16 protein-coding genes and 1 pseudogene are annotated in these 15,442 nt (G+C 36.8%); 9 read left to right on the plus strand and 8 right to left on the minus strand.

Annotated elements, in window-relative coordinates; genetic code table 11:
* The first annotated feature begins 95 nt into the window (after positions 1-95).
* From BWI92_RS18570 to BWI92_RS18600, 9 genes and pseudogenes are all read left to right on the plus strand, one after another.
* On the plus strand, positions 96-707 hold the full coding sequence (locus BWI92_RS18570; RefSeq protein WP_176464478.1) for a TetR/AcrR family transcriptional regulator: 612 nt from the start codon (positions 96-98) through the stop codon (positions 705-707).
* Between the two features lie 119 nt (positions 708-826).
* Entirely contained in the window at positions 827-2,083 is a 1,257-nt protein-coding gene (locus BWI92_RS18575; RefSeq protein ID WP_095165495.1) for a TolC family protein, read from the plus strand.
* Between the two features lie 218 nt (positions 2,084-2,301).
* On the plus strand, positions 2,302-3,069 hold the full coding sequence (locus tag BWI92_RS18580; protein ID WP_229363309.1) for an HlyD family efflux transporter periplasmic adaptor subunit: 768 nt from the start codon (positions 2,302-2,304) through the stop codon (positions 3,067-3,069).
* A gap of 11 nt (positions 3,070-3,080) precedes the next feature.
* The gene (locus BWI92_RS28300) at positions 3,081-3,410 is read left to right on the plus strand and encodes an ATP-binding cassette domain-containing protein (protein ID WP_255406836.1); all 330 of its coding nucleotides are present in this window, start codon (positions 3,081-3,083) and stop codon (positions 3,408-3,410) included.
* An 83-nt stretch (positions 3,411-3,493) separates the two neighbouring features.
* Positions 3,494-3,862, plus strand: coding sequence for an AAA family ATPase (locus tag BWI92_RS28305; RefSeq protein WP_229363369.1), 369 nt, complete (start codon positions 3,494-3,496; stop codon positions 3,860-3,862).
* A gap of 153 nt (positions 3,863-4,015) precedes the next feature.
* Positions 4,016-4,452: pseudogene (locus BWI92_RS28310) on the plus strand (ABC transporter ATP-binding protein); the annotation flags it as partial.
* Positions 4,435-4,761, plus strand: a complete 327-nt coding sequence (locus tag BWI92_RS28315; protein WP_229363370.1) for an AAA family ATPase — start codon at positions 4,435-4,437, stop codon at positions 4,759-4,761. The pseudogene BWI92_RS28310 and the gene BWI92_RS28315, both read left to right, overlap by 18 nt.
* A gap of 32 nt (positions 4,762-4,793) precedes the next feature.
* Positions 4,794-5,900, plus strand: coding sequence for an ABC transporter permease (locus tag BWI92_RS18595; RefSeq protein WP_095165499.1), 1,107 nt, complete (start codon positions 4,794-4,796; stop codon positions 5,898-5,900).
* Positions 5,901-6,044: 144 nt separating this feature from the next.
* The gene (locus BWI92_RS18600) at positions 6,045-7,163 is read left to right on the plus strand and encodes an ABC transporter permease (RefSeq protein ID WP_095165502.1); all 1,119 of its coding nucleotides are present in this window, start codon (positions 6,045-6,047) and stop codon (positions 7,161-7,163) included.
* A gap of 140 nt (positions 7,164-7,303) precedes the next feature.
* Here BWI92_RS18600 and BWI92_RS18605 read toward each other — a convergent pair whose 3' ends face one another.
* The 8 genes from BWI92_RS18605 to BWI92_RS18635 form a co-directional block, all read right to left on the minus strand.
* Complete coding sequence (locus BWI92_RS18605; protein WP_095165504.1) at positions 7,304-7,870, minus strand: 50S ribosomal protein L25/general stress protein Ctc; 567 nt, start codon at positions 7,868-7,870, stop codon at positions 7,304-7,306.
* 63 nt (positions 7,871-7,933) lie between these two features.
* Complete coding sequence (locus tag BWI92_RS18610; RefSeq protein ID WP_095165912.1) at positions 7,934-8,875, minus strand: ribose-phosphate pyrophosphokinase; 942 nt, start codon at positions 8,873-8,875, stop codon at positions 7,934-7,936.
* 490 nt (positions 8,876-9,365) lie between these two features.
* Positions 9,366-10,586: a LysM peptidoglycan-binding domain-containing protein gene (locus BWI92_RS18615; protein ID WP_095165506.1), complete on the minus strand. Its 1,221-nt coding sequence runs from the start codon at positions 10,584-10,586 to the stop codon at positions 9,366-9,368.
* A gap of 337 nt (positions 10,587-10,923) precedes the next feature.
* Complete coding sequence (locus tag BWI92_RS18620; RefSeq protein WP_095165508.1) at positions 10,924-12,027, minus strand: LysM domain-containing protein; 1,104 nt, start codon at positions 12,025-12,027, stop codon at positions 10,924-10,926.
* Between the two features lie 493 nt (positions 12,028-12,520).
* Positions 12,521-12,754 (minus strand): hypothetical protein, encoded by a 234-nt coding sequence (locus BWI92_RS28740; protein ID WP_310588932.1) that lies wholly within the window; start codon positions 12,752-12,754, stop codon positions 12,521-12,523.
* A 37-nt stretch (positions 12,755-12,791) separates the two neighbouring features.
* Positions 12,792-13,019: a hypothetical protein gene (locus BWI92_RS28745; protein ID WP_310588933.1), complete on the minus strand. Its 228-nt coding sequence runs from the start codon at positions 13,017-13,019 to the stop codon at positions 12,792-12,794.
* 132 nt (positions 13,020-13,151) lie between these two features.
* Positions 13,152-14,309: a transposase gene (locus BWI92_RS18630; RefSeq protein WP_095165510.1), complete on the minus strand. Its 1,158-nt coding sequence runs from the start codon at positions 14,307-14,309 to the stop codon at positions 13,152-13,154.
* A gap of 157 nt (positions 14,310-14,466) precedes the next feature.
* Entirely contained in the window at positions 14,467-15,411 is a 945-nt protein-coding gene (locus BWI92_RS18635) for a YafY family protein (RefSeq protein ID WP_095165512.1), read from the minus strand.
* Positions 15,412-15,442: the final 31 nt, after the last annotated feature.

Below are 15,442 nucleotides of genomic sequence, written 5' to 3' on the forward strand. Positions count from 1 at the left end.
AATCCCAAGATTTATTCTGCTAATTTCTTGCTTTTATCAAAGGTATATTATTCCTTTGAATCATATTTAACCAAATGGTTAAACCTTTTGATAAAATGGAAGTAGAGATAACAACAGAGGAAAAGATTTTAATTGCAGCGAGAAAGGTTTTTATCGAAAAAGGCTGGGATGGCGCTCGTATGCAGGAAATTGCGGACAACGCAGGCATTAACAAAGCTTTACTACATTATTATTTTAGAAATAAGGAACAATTATTCAAAAGAGTATTTGCAGGAATTGTAAGCAAACTCATTCCCAATCTCAATACCATTATTCAATCTGAGCAACCCATTTTTGAAAAAATTCAGGCGTTTATCGATGCCTATCTTGATTTTTTACTGGCCAACCAAGAACTACCGCTTTTTGTGGCCAACGAGCTCTCAAGAAATGCTAATCTTATCGTGGGTGCTTTTGAAGAAAACGGACTCAAGCCAATGATTGGTAAAATGGTTATGGAAATTTTTCAGGCGATTGAAAACAAACAAATCAGACCTATTAATCCTGCACACTTACTCATGAATATTGTTTCAATGTGTGTTTTTCCATTTATGGGAAGGTCAATTTTTCAAAAAGTGTTGATGCAAGTTCCCGAAGAAATGTATCAAGAACTATTAAAACAACGGAAAAAAGAAATTTACGAGATGGTCTACCATTCTATCGTTTTGTAAAAGTTCTTTTCTTTCAACAAAGTAACAAATCAGTAGTCCGCCCAAAGAATACTCTACTTGTTTGTTACTTTTTTAAAAATAGATTTTTAACCAAATAGTTAAACATTTTAGTTAAAACCATGAGAAAAGCGTTTTATATTCTCCTTATTTGTTTGATTGTCAAGCACACGCAAGCGCAAGAGGTTCTTCCCTTGAGCCAGTGTTATACTTTGGCCAAACAAAATTATCCGATTGCCAAGCAAAAAGGATATATCAATGAAAGTCTAGAGCAACAAATCGCTCAACTAAAAAGTAATTTTAAACCTCAAGTTGACCTTGTCGGGCAGGCTACCTATCAGTCGGATGTGACTTCTGTTCCTATCAAAATTCCCAATATTGATATTCCTCAAATTTCTAAAGACCAGTATAAAATATATGCTGAGGTAAAACAAAGTTTGTACGATGGAGGTATCACTCAAGCTCAAATTTCAGTGCAAAAGGCAGCTTCCCAGACCGAGCAGCAAAAATTAGCCGTTGAGCTCGACAAACTAAAAGAGCGTGTTAGTCAGAGTTATTTTAGCATTTTATTGAGCCAAAATCAGCTCAAATTGATAGATATTATCAAAAATGAGTTGCAATCAAAAATCAACAGAATTAAAGCTGGTATCCAAAATGGCGTAAGTACCCAAGCCAATTTGAATCAGCTCGAAGTAGAAATTCTAAAGCTAGAGCAACGTACCAGTGAAGTAAAATCTCAGGAATCACTAGGGAAAAAGATCCTTGGTCTGCTTATCAACCAAGACCTATCGTCGGTTCAGTTAGTCTCTCCAGAGCTTTCAACGAGTCAAGACTCTAAAATTCAACGTTCTGAATTGACGCTTTTTCAAGAACAACACAACCTTTTAAGTACTCAAGAACAACTCATTAATGCCAAAAATATGCCTAAAATTGGGCTATTCTTACAAACTGGATACGGTAGACCAGCACTGAATATGCTCGAAAATGACTTTAAAGGATATTATATTGGAGGGTTACGATTCAATTGGTCATTAGGAGGTTTGTACACCAAAAAGCAAGAAAAAACTCAGTTGTTAATTTCTTCTAAAAACGTAGATGCGCAACAAGAGGCCTTTTTATTAAACACAAATATTGCTTTACAACAGTTGGATGCCGAAGTCAAAAAACTGGATAATATGATTGAGCTAGACCAAAAAATTATTGTTCTAAGAGAAAAAATCACCAAAACCTCTAGCGCTCAGCTCGACAATGGTATCATCACCGCAAGTGACTATGTAACAGACCTTTCGGCTGAATTACAAGCCAAAGAAAATCAGTTGATTCATACCCTACAACAAGCACTAGCGAAGGCCAATTATCAAAGCACTTTAGGACTTTAATATCCTATTTTTAGTATCAAACCGCGAAATTCGCACAATCCTATATTTGAAATGAAAAAGCAATTTATCTTCATATCGCTTCTAAGTACGCTTATTTTTTCTTGTAAAAAAATGAACAAACTTCGGATGCCACAGGCACTTTCGAAGCAACCGAAACCATTATTTCTTCAGAAGTAGCAGGCAAAATTCTCCATCTGGATTTAGAAGAAGGAGACACTGTGGGTTTGGCTCAAAAGGTTGGGAATATTGATGTGGCAAACTTACAACTACAAGAAGCCCAAATTGAAGCAAGTATCAAAAGTTTACCTCAGAAATTCAATGATGCTTCAGCACAAATTAAAGTATTGGAAAATCAAATAGCTGTCCAAAAAGAGCAACTTCGAATCCAACAAAGAGAATTTCAACGCTTGACAAATTTGGTGAAATCTGAGGCCGTTCCAAGTAAACAACTCGACGATATAGAAGGAGCTATTGCTTTAACCAAAAAACAAATTAGTGTACTAGAAAGCCAAATTAGCGCTCAAAAAACGCAAGTATCTATCCAAAATCGTAGCATCAACAGCGAACTTACTCCACTAGTAAAACGTGCCGACCAAGTGACTGACCAAATCAAGCGTGGGGAAATTATCAACCCTGTTCGAGGTACTGTTTTGACCAAATATGCAGAACAATACGAAATTACAGCTCCAGGAAAAGCACTTTACAAAATTGCAGATTTATCGGAAATGACTTTAAAAGTATATGTTTCGGGTAATCAATTGACTAAGGTTCAGCTCAATCAACCAGTAAAAGTGCTTATCGACAAAGCTGAAGGACTTTCAGACACATTACAAGGAAAAGTGTATTGGATTGCTTCAAAGGCAGAATTTACGCCAAAAACAATTCAAACGAAAGAGGAACGAGCAAACCTTGTTTATGCCGTAAAAATCCATGTCAAAAACACGGGAGCATTGAAAATTGGTATGTATGGCGAAGTGATATTTTAACCCCAATCGCAATGAATGCAATTATCGCAAATAGCCTTTTTAAATCATTCGAAAAAGGCAAAATCAAGGCATTGGAAGACATTTCTTTTGAGGTCAAACAATCAGAGTTATTTGGACTAATTGGCCCAGATGGTGCAGGAAAAACCACACTTTTTAGGATACTTGCGACCCTTCTATTGGCCGAATCTGGCGAGGCAAGCGTCGATTCGCTCGATGTGAAGAAGGATTATAAAGCGATTCGAAAAAGAGTAGGTTATATGCCAGGGAAGTTTTCCCTGTATCAAGATTTGAGTGTAGAGGAAAATCTCAACTTTTTGCACATGTTTTTGGGACTACTATAGAACAAAACTATCACCTTATCAAAGATATTTACCAGCAACTTGAACCTTTCAAAACTCGCAAAGCTGGCAAATTATCTGGCGGAATGAAGCAAAAGTTAGCCTTATGCTGCGCCTTGATTCACGAGCCAAGTGTATTGTTTTTGGATGAACCTACTACAGGGGTTGACCCAGTTTCGAGAAAAGAGTTTTGGGAAATGCTGAAATACCTCAAATCGGAAGGTATTACGATATTGGTTTCGACACCCTATATGGACGAAGCCAGTTTATGCGATAGAGTTGCTTTGATGCAAAAAGGAAAGATATTGGATATTGATACTCCAGAAGGCATTATTGAGAAATATCCAAAAAAATCTGGTCTATTCATGCCTCCAATATGTATGCTTTGTTACAGGTGGCACGGGCATTTCCAAACACCCATACCTGTTTTGGTTTTGGAGAAAGTCATCACTTGACGCTCAAAAACGATGAGAAGGATTATGAAGATTTTTGTAATTACGTACAAAAGCATTACAAAGAACCTTTCCAAATCCAAGAAATTACGGCTACCATTGAGGATTGCTTTATGGCTTTGTCCTGATGCTTTCAAGAAATAAAATGTGTAAAACATGGAAAATAAAGAAATAGTCATTCAGGCTCAAGGACTTACCAAACGATTTGGGGATTTTATCGCCACCAACGCCATTACTTTTGAAGTTTATAAGGGCGAAATATTTGGTTTTTTGGGAGCCAATGGGGCAGGAAAAACGACAGCCATGAAAATTCTCATTGGTATATCCAAACCAAGCGGAGGCGAAGCAAAAGTGGCTGGTTTTGATGTGTATTCTCAAACAGAAGACATCAAAAAAATATCGGTTATATGAGTCAAAAATTTTCACTTTATGAAGATTTGACTATTCGTGAAAACATTCGATTTTTCGGTGGAATTTATGGTTTAGATCGTAAAACTATTAAAGAAAAGACTGATATTTTGCTCAAAACATTGGGTTTTGAATCAGAAGCAGACAAATTAGTCTCTTCACTCCCATTGGGTTGGCGACAAAAACTATCATTTTCGATTGCGATATTACACAATCCCAAAATTGTATTTTTGGATGAACCAACAGGTGGAGTCGACCCAGTGACACGTCGTCAGTTTTGGGATTTAATCTATGAAGCCTCCAATCGTGGCGTGACTATTTTTGTCACCACACACTACATGGACGAAGCCGAATATTGCAATAGAGTGTCAATCATGGTAGACGGAAAAATAGAGGCACTTGATACTCCTAAAAATCTCAAAAAGCAGTTTCAAGCCAACTCTATGGATGAGGTATTTCACCAGTTGGCTCGTAAGGCTAAAAGGAGTGAATAAGTTTGATCAAAACACTAATAAATCAGTCAAACATGAAATTATTCTTAGCATTTATCACCAAAGAATTCAAGCATATTCTAAGAGATACTAGAACCTTAATCATTCTTTTTGGGATGCCCATTGTTCAGATTATCCTCTTTGGCTTCGCTTTAACCAATGAAGTGAAAGACTCCCGCATTGGTATTTTGGATTACTCAAAAGATCAAGCTAGTCAACAAATTATTCAAGAGCTTGATGCCAGTAGGTATTTTGATGTAGAAGCCAATTTTAGTAATCCTAAGCAAATTGACCAAGCCTTTAAGGAAGGAAAAATTCGATTAGCAGTGGTATTTCCTGCCAATTTCAGACATTCGCTTTTTCAACAAAATACAGCTTCAATCCAGTTAATAGCCGACGCGTCTGACCCCAATACTGCGAGTACTGTGGTCAACTATGCTAGTGCCATTTTGAAATCGTATCAGGACGAAATTCTAGGAGAACAAACTTTACCCTATACCATTCAGCCAGAAATTCGTATGTTGTATAATCCACAACTCAAAGGTGCATACAACTTTGTGCCTGGCGTTATGGCGATGATTTTGCTCCTTATTTCGGCCATGATGACTTCCATTGCCATTGTTAGAGAGAAAGAACTTGGGACAATGGAAGTACTTTTGGTATCGCCAGTCCCTCCTATTTTGGTCATTGTTACCAAGGCAATCCCTTATGTTTTACTATCATTTATCAATGTAAGTACCATCCTAATTTTGAGCGTAAACCTCCTCGATGTTCCTATTCAAGGCAGTTTACTACTTCTTTTGGGCGAAAGTATGCTTTTTATTTTTGCGGCTTTGGCACTGGGTTTATTCATTTCGACGATCACCAATTCGCAGCAGGTAGCTATGTTGGCCTCTTTAATGGTGTTACTATTACCCACCTTGATTTTCAGTGGCTTTATGTTTCCTATCGAAAATATGCCCAAACCGATGCAATTTATCTCAAATTTGATTCCCTCAAAATGGTATTTTTTCATTGTTAGGGACGTGATGATAAAAGGCCTAGGCTTCAAGAGTGTCCTAAAAGAAAGCCTTATTTTGGTAGCAATGACGATAGGTTTTGTGTTAATAGCTTTAAAAAATTACAAAACGAGGTTGGAATAATGAGAAGTGACAAAGTGGTAAAGGCACAAAGTAGCAAAGTGTTTTGATGATTGTAGCACAGTTACTCAAAGCGCCTAAAAAAACACTTTGTGCCTTTGTGCCTCTGTCACTTTGTCCCTCTTTGATAACCATTCCCAAGCAATTATGAAAACACTACTTTTTTTACTAGAAAAAGAGTTTCGGCAGATATTTCGTAACTCATCGATTATTCGTATCATTTTCGTGATGCCCATCATCCAGCTGATTGTACTGCCCATAGCTGCCGATTATGAGGTAAAAAACGTGAATATTGCTGTGGTTGACCACGATCACTCAAGTTATTCGAGACAGCTGGTTCAAAAAATTATTGGATCAGGATATTTCAGATTAGTGGAAAATACAGACTCTTACAAAAAAGCTCTCAAAAGTGTCGAACAAAACGATTCTGATGTAATCATCGAAATTCCAGCGCATTTTGAAAGAACTTTAATCAAGGAAAATGAGGCCAAATTATTACTTGCCATCAATGCCGTAAATGGCACAAAAGGCAATATGGGTGGAGCGTATCTCAACTCCATTATCAAAGATTTTAATCAGGATGTGCGTACGGATTGGGTTACTTTTCCAAGAATGAACCCTATGCCTTTGTTGGATATTGTTCCTCGTTTTTGGTACAACACCCGTATGAATTACCAGCTATTTATGGTTCCTGGGATTTTGGTTATTTTAGTTACCATGGTTGGGAGTTTCCTTACAGCATTGAATATTGTTAAGGAAAAAGAAGCAGGAACGATTGAGCAAATCAACGTTACACCGATCAAAAAACATCATTTTATCTTGGGAAAACTGATTCCTTTCTGGGTGCTTGGCTTGATTGTTACAGCCATTGGTCTGACCGTCAGCAGAGTAGTATTTGGTATAGTTCCTGTTGGGAGCCTACTCGTGATTTTTGGTTTTACTGCTATTTTCCTTTTGGCAGTTTTAGGACTTGGCTTACTTATGTCTAATTTCTCTGACACACAACAACAAGCCATGTTTTTTGCCTTTTTTATGATAATGGTTTTTGTTTTGATGGGTGGACTATATACTTCCATTGACGGAATGCCTAACTGGGCTAAAATTATGACCAAGTTTAATCCCGTCGCCTATTTCATTGATGTCATGCGAATGGTAGTCATCAAAGGATCAGGGCTTTACGAAATAAGAACCCATATTTTTGCCATATTGAGTTTCGCCATCGTATTCAATGGATTAGCCATTTGGACCTATAAAAAGCAAGTGTAATCTGAGTGATGAGTTTTGAGTGATGAATTGTCCTTTGTGCTTGCCTAAAAAATTCGATTCTAAGAATTTAAAGTATTGACATAAAAAAACCGCTCTGTAAATTACAGAGCGGTCATCTATCAGTAGTGGATTTGTGAAAATTAAGAGTTGATTTTTCCTCTCAATGCACGTGGGATATCGATAGTTGCAACTGGGTTAGTTGGGTTGTTCAAGATAGAAACACCTTCAACTTTCAATTTGCTAACTTTGATAGTTTGTCCCAAGTCCAAACCTGTAATATCTGCTTCAACAAAATCAGGAATGTTTTCAGCTAAACCTTTCAAAGTAACTTTGCGAAGTTTCTGAACCATTTTACCCCCTTTTTGTACACCTGGAGCGTTACCAACGATTTTCACTGGAACGTCAATTTTGATAGCTTTGCCATCAACGATTTCCAAGAAGTCAACGTTCAAAATAGTTTCGTTAACTGGGTGGAATTGTGAATCTTGTAAGATTGCACGACGGATTTCTCCTTCAATGTTTAATTCAACTTCAGCAACTTCTGGAGTGTAAATTAATTCACGGAACAAAATCATTGGAACAGCGAAGTGAACTACATCTTTTCCACCGTACAATACACATGGAACTAATGCTTCGTTACGTAAATCTTTCGCTGATTTTGTACCTAAAGTTTCTCTTTTGAAACCTACAACTTCAATCTTTCTCATTTGAGTGATTTTTGTGTTACTAGCCTTTCGCGAACTGCTATCTTCTAGTAACTGTTTAAGTAATTATTGTTTTATGAAAAGTGAACTGATAGACTCGTGGTCACGGATTCTTCCAATAGCTTTAGCAAACAATTGAGCTACTGAGAGAACTTTAATTTTATCACAACCAGGTTTTACAGGAATGGTATTGGTTACCACTAGCTCTGTAAGCACTGAATTACTGATATTTTCGTAAGCATTGCCAGATAATACTGCGTGAGTAACGATAGCTCTTACTGATTTGGCACCTTTGTCCATAATCAACTGTGCGGCTTTACACATCGTTCCACCTGTATCAATCAAGTCATCGACTAATACTACGTCTGCACCTGTTACATCTCCGATCAACTGCATTGAAGCAACTTCGTTGGCACGTTTACGGTGTTTGTCACAAATAACCATTTCAGCGTTGAAGAACTTCGCAATGTTACGAGTACGAACTACACCACCTACGTCTGGAGAGGCAAACAAAATGTTATCTAAGCCTAATGATTTCAAATAAGGTACAAAGATAGCTGTTCCTTCCAAATGATCTACAGGAAAATCGAAAAATCCTTGAATTTGTCCAGCATGTAGGTCAACGGTCATCAAACGGTCAGCACCAGCGGCAGTCAAAAGATTTGCAATTAATTTTGCACCAATACCTACTCTTGGCTTGTCTTTACGGTCTTGGCGAGAGTAACCGAAGTATGGAATTACCACTGTTACATAGTGCGCCGAAGCACGACGAGCCGCATCAATCATCAATAACAATTCCAACAAATTATCAGCTGGTGGAAAAGTTGATTGAATCAAGAAAACATCACAACCTCTGATTGATTCATCAAAACTTGGAGAAATCTCACCGTCTGAAAATCTTTGAATTGTAGTTGAACCTAATTCTTTACCGAAATACTGAGCGATTTCTTTTGCTAAATATTCAGAAGAAGTCCCTGCGAAAATTTTAACTTGATTTATGGAAGCCATTTTTTGTGGGGGTACAACGCCTTGCTTTTGCGAAGTACTGATTATTGTTGGATCTGTTTGCAATCGTTAATACCCAATTTTAAAATTTTCCGCAAAAGTACAAAATCTAGCGGATATATACTAGCAATTAAGACTTGTATTTTTGAATTTGCCTCGCTTTTTTTTCTATACCCTTCGCTAAGTGGTTATATCTTACCGAAATGCCTCTCTTTTGACCGAAACAAAGAATTTTAAACTCAAATAGCGTCAATAAGACACATTTACTGTATTCTAATCAACGCTACCTTTATCTATCTTTTTTTCTGGAAATAATTCAGCATTTCCTCAAAAAATACAATTCATTTTTCAAGGCGGATTGGGGATTTCTGATTTCGGAAATAAAGCCAAATCCCTTTATTTTTTACAAAATATGGAAGCTTACACTTCCGAAATCCAACATCAGATATATGAAATGGATGGGTTTTACATTCCTTCGTACACTACAAATTCTCTATCCGTAATATTTATCGAAGCTAAAACTGCTATTCAAAAGTTTTTGTGTTCGGTCTTTTTTCCATTGCTCCACATCGTTGTTGATGACCGCCTGCACGACACTTCTTTCATCGATAGAACCTAATCCAGAGGCTGAATAAATTCCTTGCGAACTAGCTGCTTGAGTAACCGCTTTTTGAAGTACAGCCAAAGAACCAGATAGACCTCTATTCACAGCCAAATCTACACGAAGAGCAATGCCTCCTTCTGAAAACAAAATACGATTTAAAGGAACTTGCTGACCAAATATTCCAATTCCTGTAGCATCAGAAAGTGCTTTATTCATGTACTCCTCCTGCGCGATTTGAATCTGTGCTCGTATCATTTCTCTTTCAAAACCCGCCGCGATAAATACTCCTGTCAATTGCAAATCATTGGCGACCGTGGTAAAGGCTGCATCACCCGAAGCGCCTCTGACACTTACGACTGGGGCTCCATAACCCGAAACATCTACACCAAACTTGCCAAAAGAATTATAGAAAGCATCACTATTGTTTTGCTTCATTCTTTGTAGTACTTTACTCAAAATAGAACCACTCGCCGAAGCACCTGTAAACTGAATAAAACCAAATGAGAAAATAGCTTTATCATAACTATTTACCGCATCAAAACAACCTTCATTTTTTCCAATAAAATGTAAAACGTCTGCGTAAAAAGGCTTAGGTAACAAATCTTCAAATTGATAACGTTGTGAATCAAATGTCGATTTGCCGAAATAAGAAACGCCTCTTGGGTTTACCAAATTAGGCGAAGGATAGTTGTCTCGCATTGTGCCAGTCGTGTCTGTTCCATAACTTGATGGATAAGAAATTACAATACTGTTGTAACTACCCTTATTATCTTTTCTTACAACAAAAGACGAAATACTTGATGCCATACTGCCGCCACTTCCTGAACCTGAATAGCTACTTCCTCCACCTGACGAATAACTACCATAATTTGGAGTGGAGTTATTTGGGTAAACTGGATCAGTATTCGGGTAAACAGGGTTATTGCTTGGATACACAGGATCGCTGTATGAGGGTGTATAACCTCCTCCTGACGAAACATTTAGCGTCTGACCAATAGAGATATTATTGTCATACAGATTGTTAAATTGCTTCAACTGGTCTACACTAATGTTAAATTTTTTCGCAATACTGTAAAGAGTGTCTTTGGGTTGTACGGTATAAGTTGCCATAGTTTTGTGTGCAATACATTAAAAGGTTCGGTTGATATTCGAAATTAAACAAATACTATGCAGAAAATAAAGTCTAGGTTCATAACTGAGTAAAAGGCACTGCTGGCACGGGTAATAGCATTGAATTATCATACCATTTCTGATTTGAGATTTTGGATTGCTGATTTCGGAAATATTTAATCAACAATTAGACCTGTACGAAGAATTCTAAAACTGTCTATTCCGGATATAGGATGTTGGATTTCGGAAGTGTAAGCTTCTATGTTTTGTAAAAAATAGAGGTATTTTACTTTATTTCCGAAATCAGAAATCCAAAATCCGCAATTCTTATAATGGTTTATTTCCAAAAACTAAATGAACCGTCTAGCAATTTCAAGATTCTTTGCTTCTTCAAAGCATCTGGCTCATTTTGTGCCAATACTTCCACCACTCTACGCTCGTTGATTTTGGCTAATTGCATACTGGTAGAAAGCTTAGCCTCTTTCGCTACCTGATTAATAGCCGCCTGAATGGGAGCTAATGACCCAGTAAGACCACGATTAACAGCCAAATCGATGCGAATTGCAAACCCTCCTTCTGTTTTGAGAATTTCATTAAGCGCTATCAACACGCCATTTACATTGATTTTTACTGTAGGCGCTACCGCCTTCATGACGTATTCCTCCAAAGCTAATTCTACTTGTGCTCTCACCATACTGCGTCTATAACTACTAGCAATAAAGGCTCCTGTCAACGATAGATTATTCGCTACCTCCATATACGCAACATCATTTTCCAAGATACCTTTAGTCGTTTCAACTCTAAAAACAGGTTTGGCTCCTGCTATTATATCCATGCCATACTGACCAAAGCAGTCATTGAAGGCATATTCATCTCGTTGTTTGAATCGATTAAGGACTTGCGACAAAATCGAGCCTGAAGCTTGTGCACCCGTAAATTGCAAAAAACCAAATGAAAAAATGGCTTTGTCATAACTATTGACAGCATCAAAACAACCTTCGTTCTTGGCGATATGATGTAAAACCTCCAAATAAAATGGCTGTGGACACAAATCTTGAAAATAGCTAGTATTCGTCTCAAAGGCATTTTTTCCAGCATAACTTACGCCGTTGGAGTTTACCCTGTTGGGCGAAGGGTAATTATCTCTGAATATACCTGTTTTTTGCACTCCTGCTGGAGTGGGATAGGTTATAGTAAAAGTATTATAGCCCACTTTGGGAAGCTTCTCCACAACAAAAATTTTTCGCTTTTCGTAGATTGACTTAACTGTCGTAGTAGGTTTGTTAGGTGTAATTGGCGTTGGCAATGACACTAGTAAATTCTGACCTATTTTAAGATTCGTAGAAACGAGGTTATTGAGTGAAATAATCTGTTCAACGGTCAAGCCATATTTTTTAGCAATGCTGTAGAGGGTTTCTTTGCTCTGAACGGTATGCGTCATAGGTTATCGTGGGTTCTAATAAATGATTTTGTAAGAAGGTACGAATGTACGGAATTAGCGTCAAATCATGATATTTCGATTCAAATTGTTGGGAGGTAAAACTACAGTTACGTATTCTGGTCTCTTTTTTGATTGGCAAAACTAAAATTAACTAAATAGGCGGATTAGTGTAAAAGCTCTTTGCAATGCTTGGGTAACTACCTTTGTTGGGGATGGCGTAATGGTTGGAATGATTTAAAATTGACTTTGTTTGGTTTAATAACCACAAACTTCATATGGCTATGTGTCAAAGTTGTTATTTGAGTATGGCATGAAAAGAAGAAAGAATATGTCTATCAATGATAGATTTATTACTGCTGAATTGCCCAAAAAAACGAAATGCCTTTTTTCTCGACAATCACCTTTATACGTCAATTATAACTACACAAATAAAAGAAAGAAAGGATACTAATCCAAAGATTGGTATCCTTATTATTCAAAATATTGATAATTGTTAAGCAAAACTCATATCGTCGGCACTAGGACCATAACTTCCTGGGATTGGAATGTTTAACAATCTTAAAAATACACCCAATTGTGCTCTATGATGAATAATTTGTGAAAATGTCATTCGAATTACCTCTACCTTCGGATCGGAACTGTAAATGGTTTCGCCTGCTCGTAAAGTCCATGCTTTGTCAAAAGTACTTTCGTCGGCAGTTGCTAGGGCATCACGACAATCGATCAAGTTTTTTCAAAAAACTCCACCAAGGCTTCAGTGGTATTTAGGTTTGGTAAAGTGTAGGGATTTTTTCAAAATCTAATTCATCTGTCTCCAATATCATGCGAACCCAAGTTGGTAGTTCGGCCACATGAATCGACAAACTTCTTAAGGTCATACTTTTGGGATGAGGTTGCCAGTCTAGTTGGTCGGCTGGGACGATGCTCAACATTTTACGAGTTGTTTTTGCTTCATTTTCAAGCTCTTGCTGAAGTGCTGCTAATACGGTCATGGTTTTAAGGTTTATTTATTTATTTTGTTTGAGTAATAGGAAAGATTAAATTAATAGTATATGCGAGTTGTATTTTAAACATAACCTTTTGATTATGAATAACTTAAATCAATCAATATACAATTAACCTGATTACTGGACAAAATTGTTTTCTTCGGGTTTAGGTCTAATTTTCTTGGTGTTATATTTTTCAAGGCACCATTCTAGTAAAAGTACCAATTGTTGACAATGTTTAGAAATTAGGCTATATCCCTTTCTAAAAATAGATTCATATTTGGTATTCGCTTTTTGTCTGACAGTGATTTGTTTGAAGTTTTTGAGTCCTTCACTGACACATAAAACGTAACAGGCAATAACAATGCAAAATAACAACCGAATCTTTTTATTTTCTTTGAAAGCTATCATTTCTAAATTAAAGCCGTTGCTTTTGAGACATTTAAAAAGGCACTCAATTTGCCACCTAAGCTTATAGACAGCGAGAATTTTTTGTCTTTTCAGCGACAAATTTGTTATAAGAATGATTAAAGAGTCGCCCTGATTTTCAGGTGTTTGATTCTTTGTAGCAATGATTCTTAATGTTTGATTTCCTAGGATAAGTGTTTGTTCAACAAGTTTCCCTTTTCTAGCTTTTTTAAGCAATTGAGTATAAGACTTTCCTTGACATTGAAGATCGAGTTTATAATCTGTTTCTGAAATTCGAATAACAAAGTTGAGTTCAAATTTTTCGATTAAGTCATTAAACCATTGACGACCTACATATTCTCGGTCTGCTATTAGAGTCATCCCTTTTAAGGGATATAAACAATTAGCCATTTGAAGAAAGCGCTTACGCTCCAAATGATTGGAACACCCTTTTTTAGCTAAGTTTATAAAGAAAATAGGCAGACTAATTCCTTGATAAACAATACTTAATGTCAAAAAATGAAACTTGGTTTTTCCAAACTCCCAAGAAGTACCATCAAGTAGTAAATACTTCGACATACTACGCTTGTCCAAAGTAGAAATTACTTGCTGTATTACCGTTTTAAGAATCATTTTCCAAAGTTGATACTTACAAAATGGAGTATCAAAAAAACGAGTTAGGCGGCGGTAATGAGAATTAGCTAAGGTATCTTTCTTATCCGTAATCACACCAACTTGATTTTTAAGTTTGTTGAGATTTACGTTTTCTTTAACAATGATACTACAAATAATAACAAACAAGGTTTTTAACAAAGTTTGTTGGCTTTTGGGTAAATCAGTCTTAAATTTGTCCAAAAGCGAGACTAAAAGTTGTTGTTGGGTTTTCACATATTCTCAACAACTTTTTTCTCGCTTTTATTCATTTTGTCCAGTAATCAGACAATTAACTAATAACGTCTTACTACTCATGATTGAGAACAGTACAAAATAACAAACCCAAAGTGACAGCCCTATGTCAGTAGGGTTGTCACTTTTTTTACCATTTCTATAATTTTTCCAAAATTTTCAAAACAATACCTTTCACCATACCTTTAAGTTCAAGTGGCTCTAGGATTTCGGCATATTCGCCAAAGTTCAAAAACCAATGCGCAAAACCTCTGACAGAAGCCGTTAGAAATGTCATTTCTACTTTATCGCCCCGATCTTTTTGGTCGACAAAACCATTGTAATATTTCTGGTCACCAAAGTAACGTAGTGCATTTTTTTGTACCAAAATCTTCACTAAAGTCAGATTTTCTCGTTGACTAAACTTGGGCAAATAGGTTTGTAATGAAGGATGTTCGCTCGAAAAACTCGAATTCGTCTGCTTCAATTCCTTTACTCTATCAATTCTGAAATGTCTATAATCTTTTCTTAAATGACAATACGCTATCAAATACCAAGCAGTAGCCTGCAAGAATATCCCGACGGGTTCAATAATTCGCTGACTATCAACTTGACTATGATTGGCAAAATAAAGCATTTCTACACAACGCTTTTCGGCTATACTTTGGAGTAAAGTTTGGATATGACTGCTTTCATCATGATGCTTCGGAAGATAGGGATTGTCCAATACCTCGATATGATTCGAAATCGTATCGAGATAATCTTTTTCCGTCATTTTCAAGACTGCTTTTACCTTAAAAAGTGCCGACTGATAGGTATTTCGAGTTTGTTCATCGGTAAGTTTTTCCACCAATTTTTCGGCCGTCAAAAACGCGGTAGCCTCTTCTTTGGTAAACATCACAGGTGGCAATCTATACCCTTCCATTAGGCTATATCCAATCCCAGCCTCGCCGATAATGGGCACACCTGCCTCCTCAAGCGTACGAATATCGCGGTAAACAGTACGGAGACTAATCTCAAACCTGTCGGCAAGCTCTTGAGCCTTTACCACTTTTTTGGATTGAAGCTGAATCAAAATGGCGGTTACTCTATCGATACGATTCATGAAATAATAGTTGTTGCAGGTTTGGAGAAAA

The organism is Flectobacillus sp. BAB-3569, from assembly GCF_002270355.1.
In the GTDB taxonomy this organism is placed as follows: Bacteria; Bacteroidota; Bacteroidia; order Cytophagales; family Spirosomataceae; genus Flectobacillus; species Flectobacillus roseus.

Excerpts from the sequence above, each read along its gene's own strand:
- BWI92_RS18570 (WP_176464478.1), top strand. The coding sequence starts at position 96 with ATGGAAGTAGAGATAACAACAGAGGAAAAGATTTTAATTGCAGCGAGA.
- BWI92_RS18575 (WP_095165495.1), top strand. The coding sequence starts at position 827 with ATGAGAAAAGCGTTTTATATTCTCCTTATTTGTTTGATTGTCAAGCAC.
- BWI92_RS28300 (WP_255406836.1), top strand. The coding sequence starts at position 3,081 with ATGAATGCAATTATCGCAAATAGCCTTTTTAAATCATTCGAAAAAGGC.
- BWI92_RS28305 (WP_229363369.1), top strand. The coding sequence starts at position 3,494 with ATGAAGCAAAAGTTAGCCTTATGCTGCGCCTTGATTCACGAGCCAAGT.
- BWI92_RS18595 (WP_095165499.1), top strand. The coding sequence starts at position 4,794 with ATGAAATTATTCTTAGCATTTATCACCAAAGAATTCAAGCATATTCTA.
- BWI92_RS18600 (WP_095165502.1), top strand. The coding sequence starts at position 6,045 with ATGAAAACACTACTTTTTTTACTAGAAAAAGAGTTTCGGCAGATATTT.
- BWI92_RS18605 (WP_095165504.1), bottom strand. The coding sequence starts at position 7,870 with ATGAGAAAGATTGAAGTTGTAGGTTTCAAAAGAGAAACTTTAGGTACA.
- BWI92_RS18610 (WP_095165912.1), bottom strand. The coding sequence starts at position 8,875 with ATGGCTTCCATAAATCAAGTTAAAATTTTCGCAGGGACTTCTTCTGAA.
- BWI92_RS18615 (WP_095165506.1), bottom strand. The coding sequence starts at position 10,586 with ATGGCAACTTATACCGTACAACCCAAAGACACTCTTTACAGTATTGCG.
- BWI92_RS18620 (WP_095165508.1), bottom strand. The coding sequence starts at position 12,027 with ATGACGCATACCGTTCAGAGCAAAGAAACCCTCTACAGCATTGCTAAA.
- BWI92_RS28745 (WP_310588933.1), bottom strand. The coding sequence starts at position 13,019 with ATGACCGTATTAGCAGCACTTCAGCAAGAGCTTGAAAATGAAGCAAAA.
- BWI92_RS18635 (WP_095165512.1), bottom strand. The coding sequence starts at position 15,411 with ATGAATCGTATCGATAGAGTAACCGCCATTTTGATTCAGCTTCAATCC.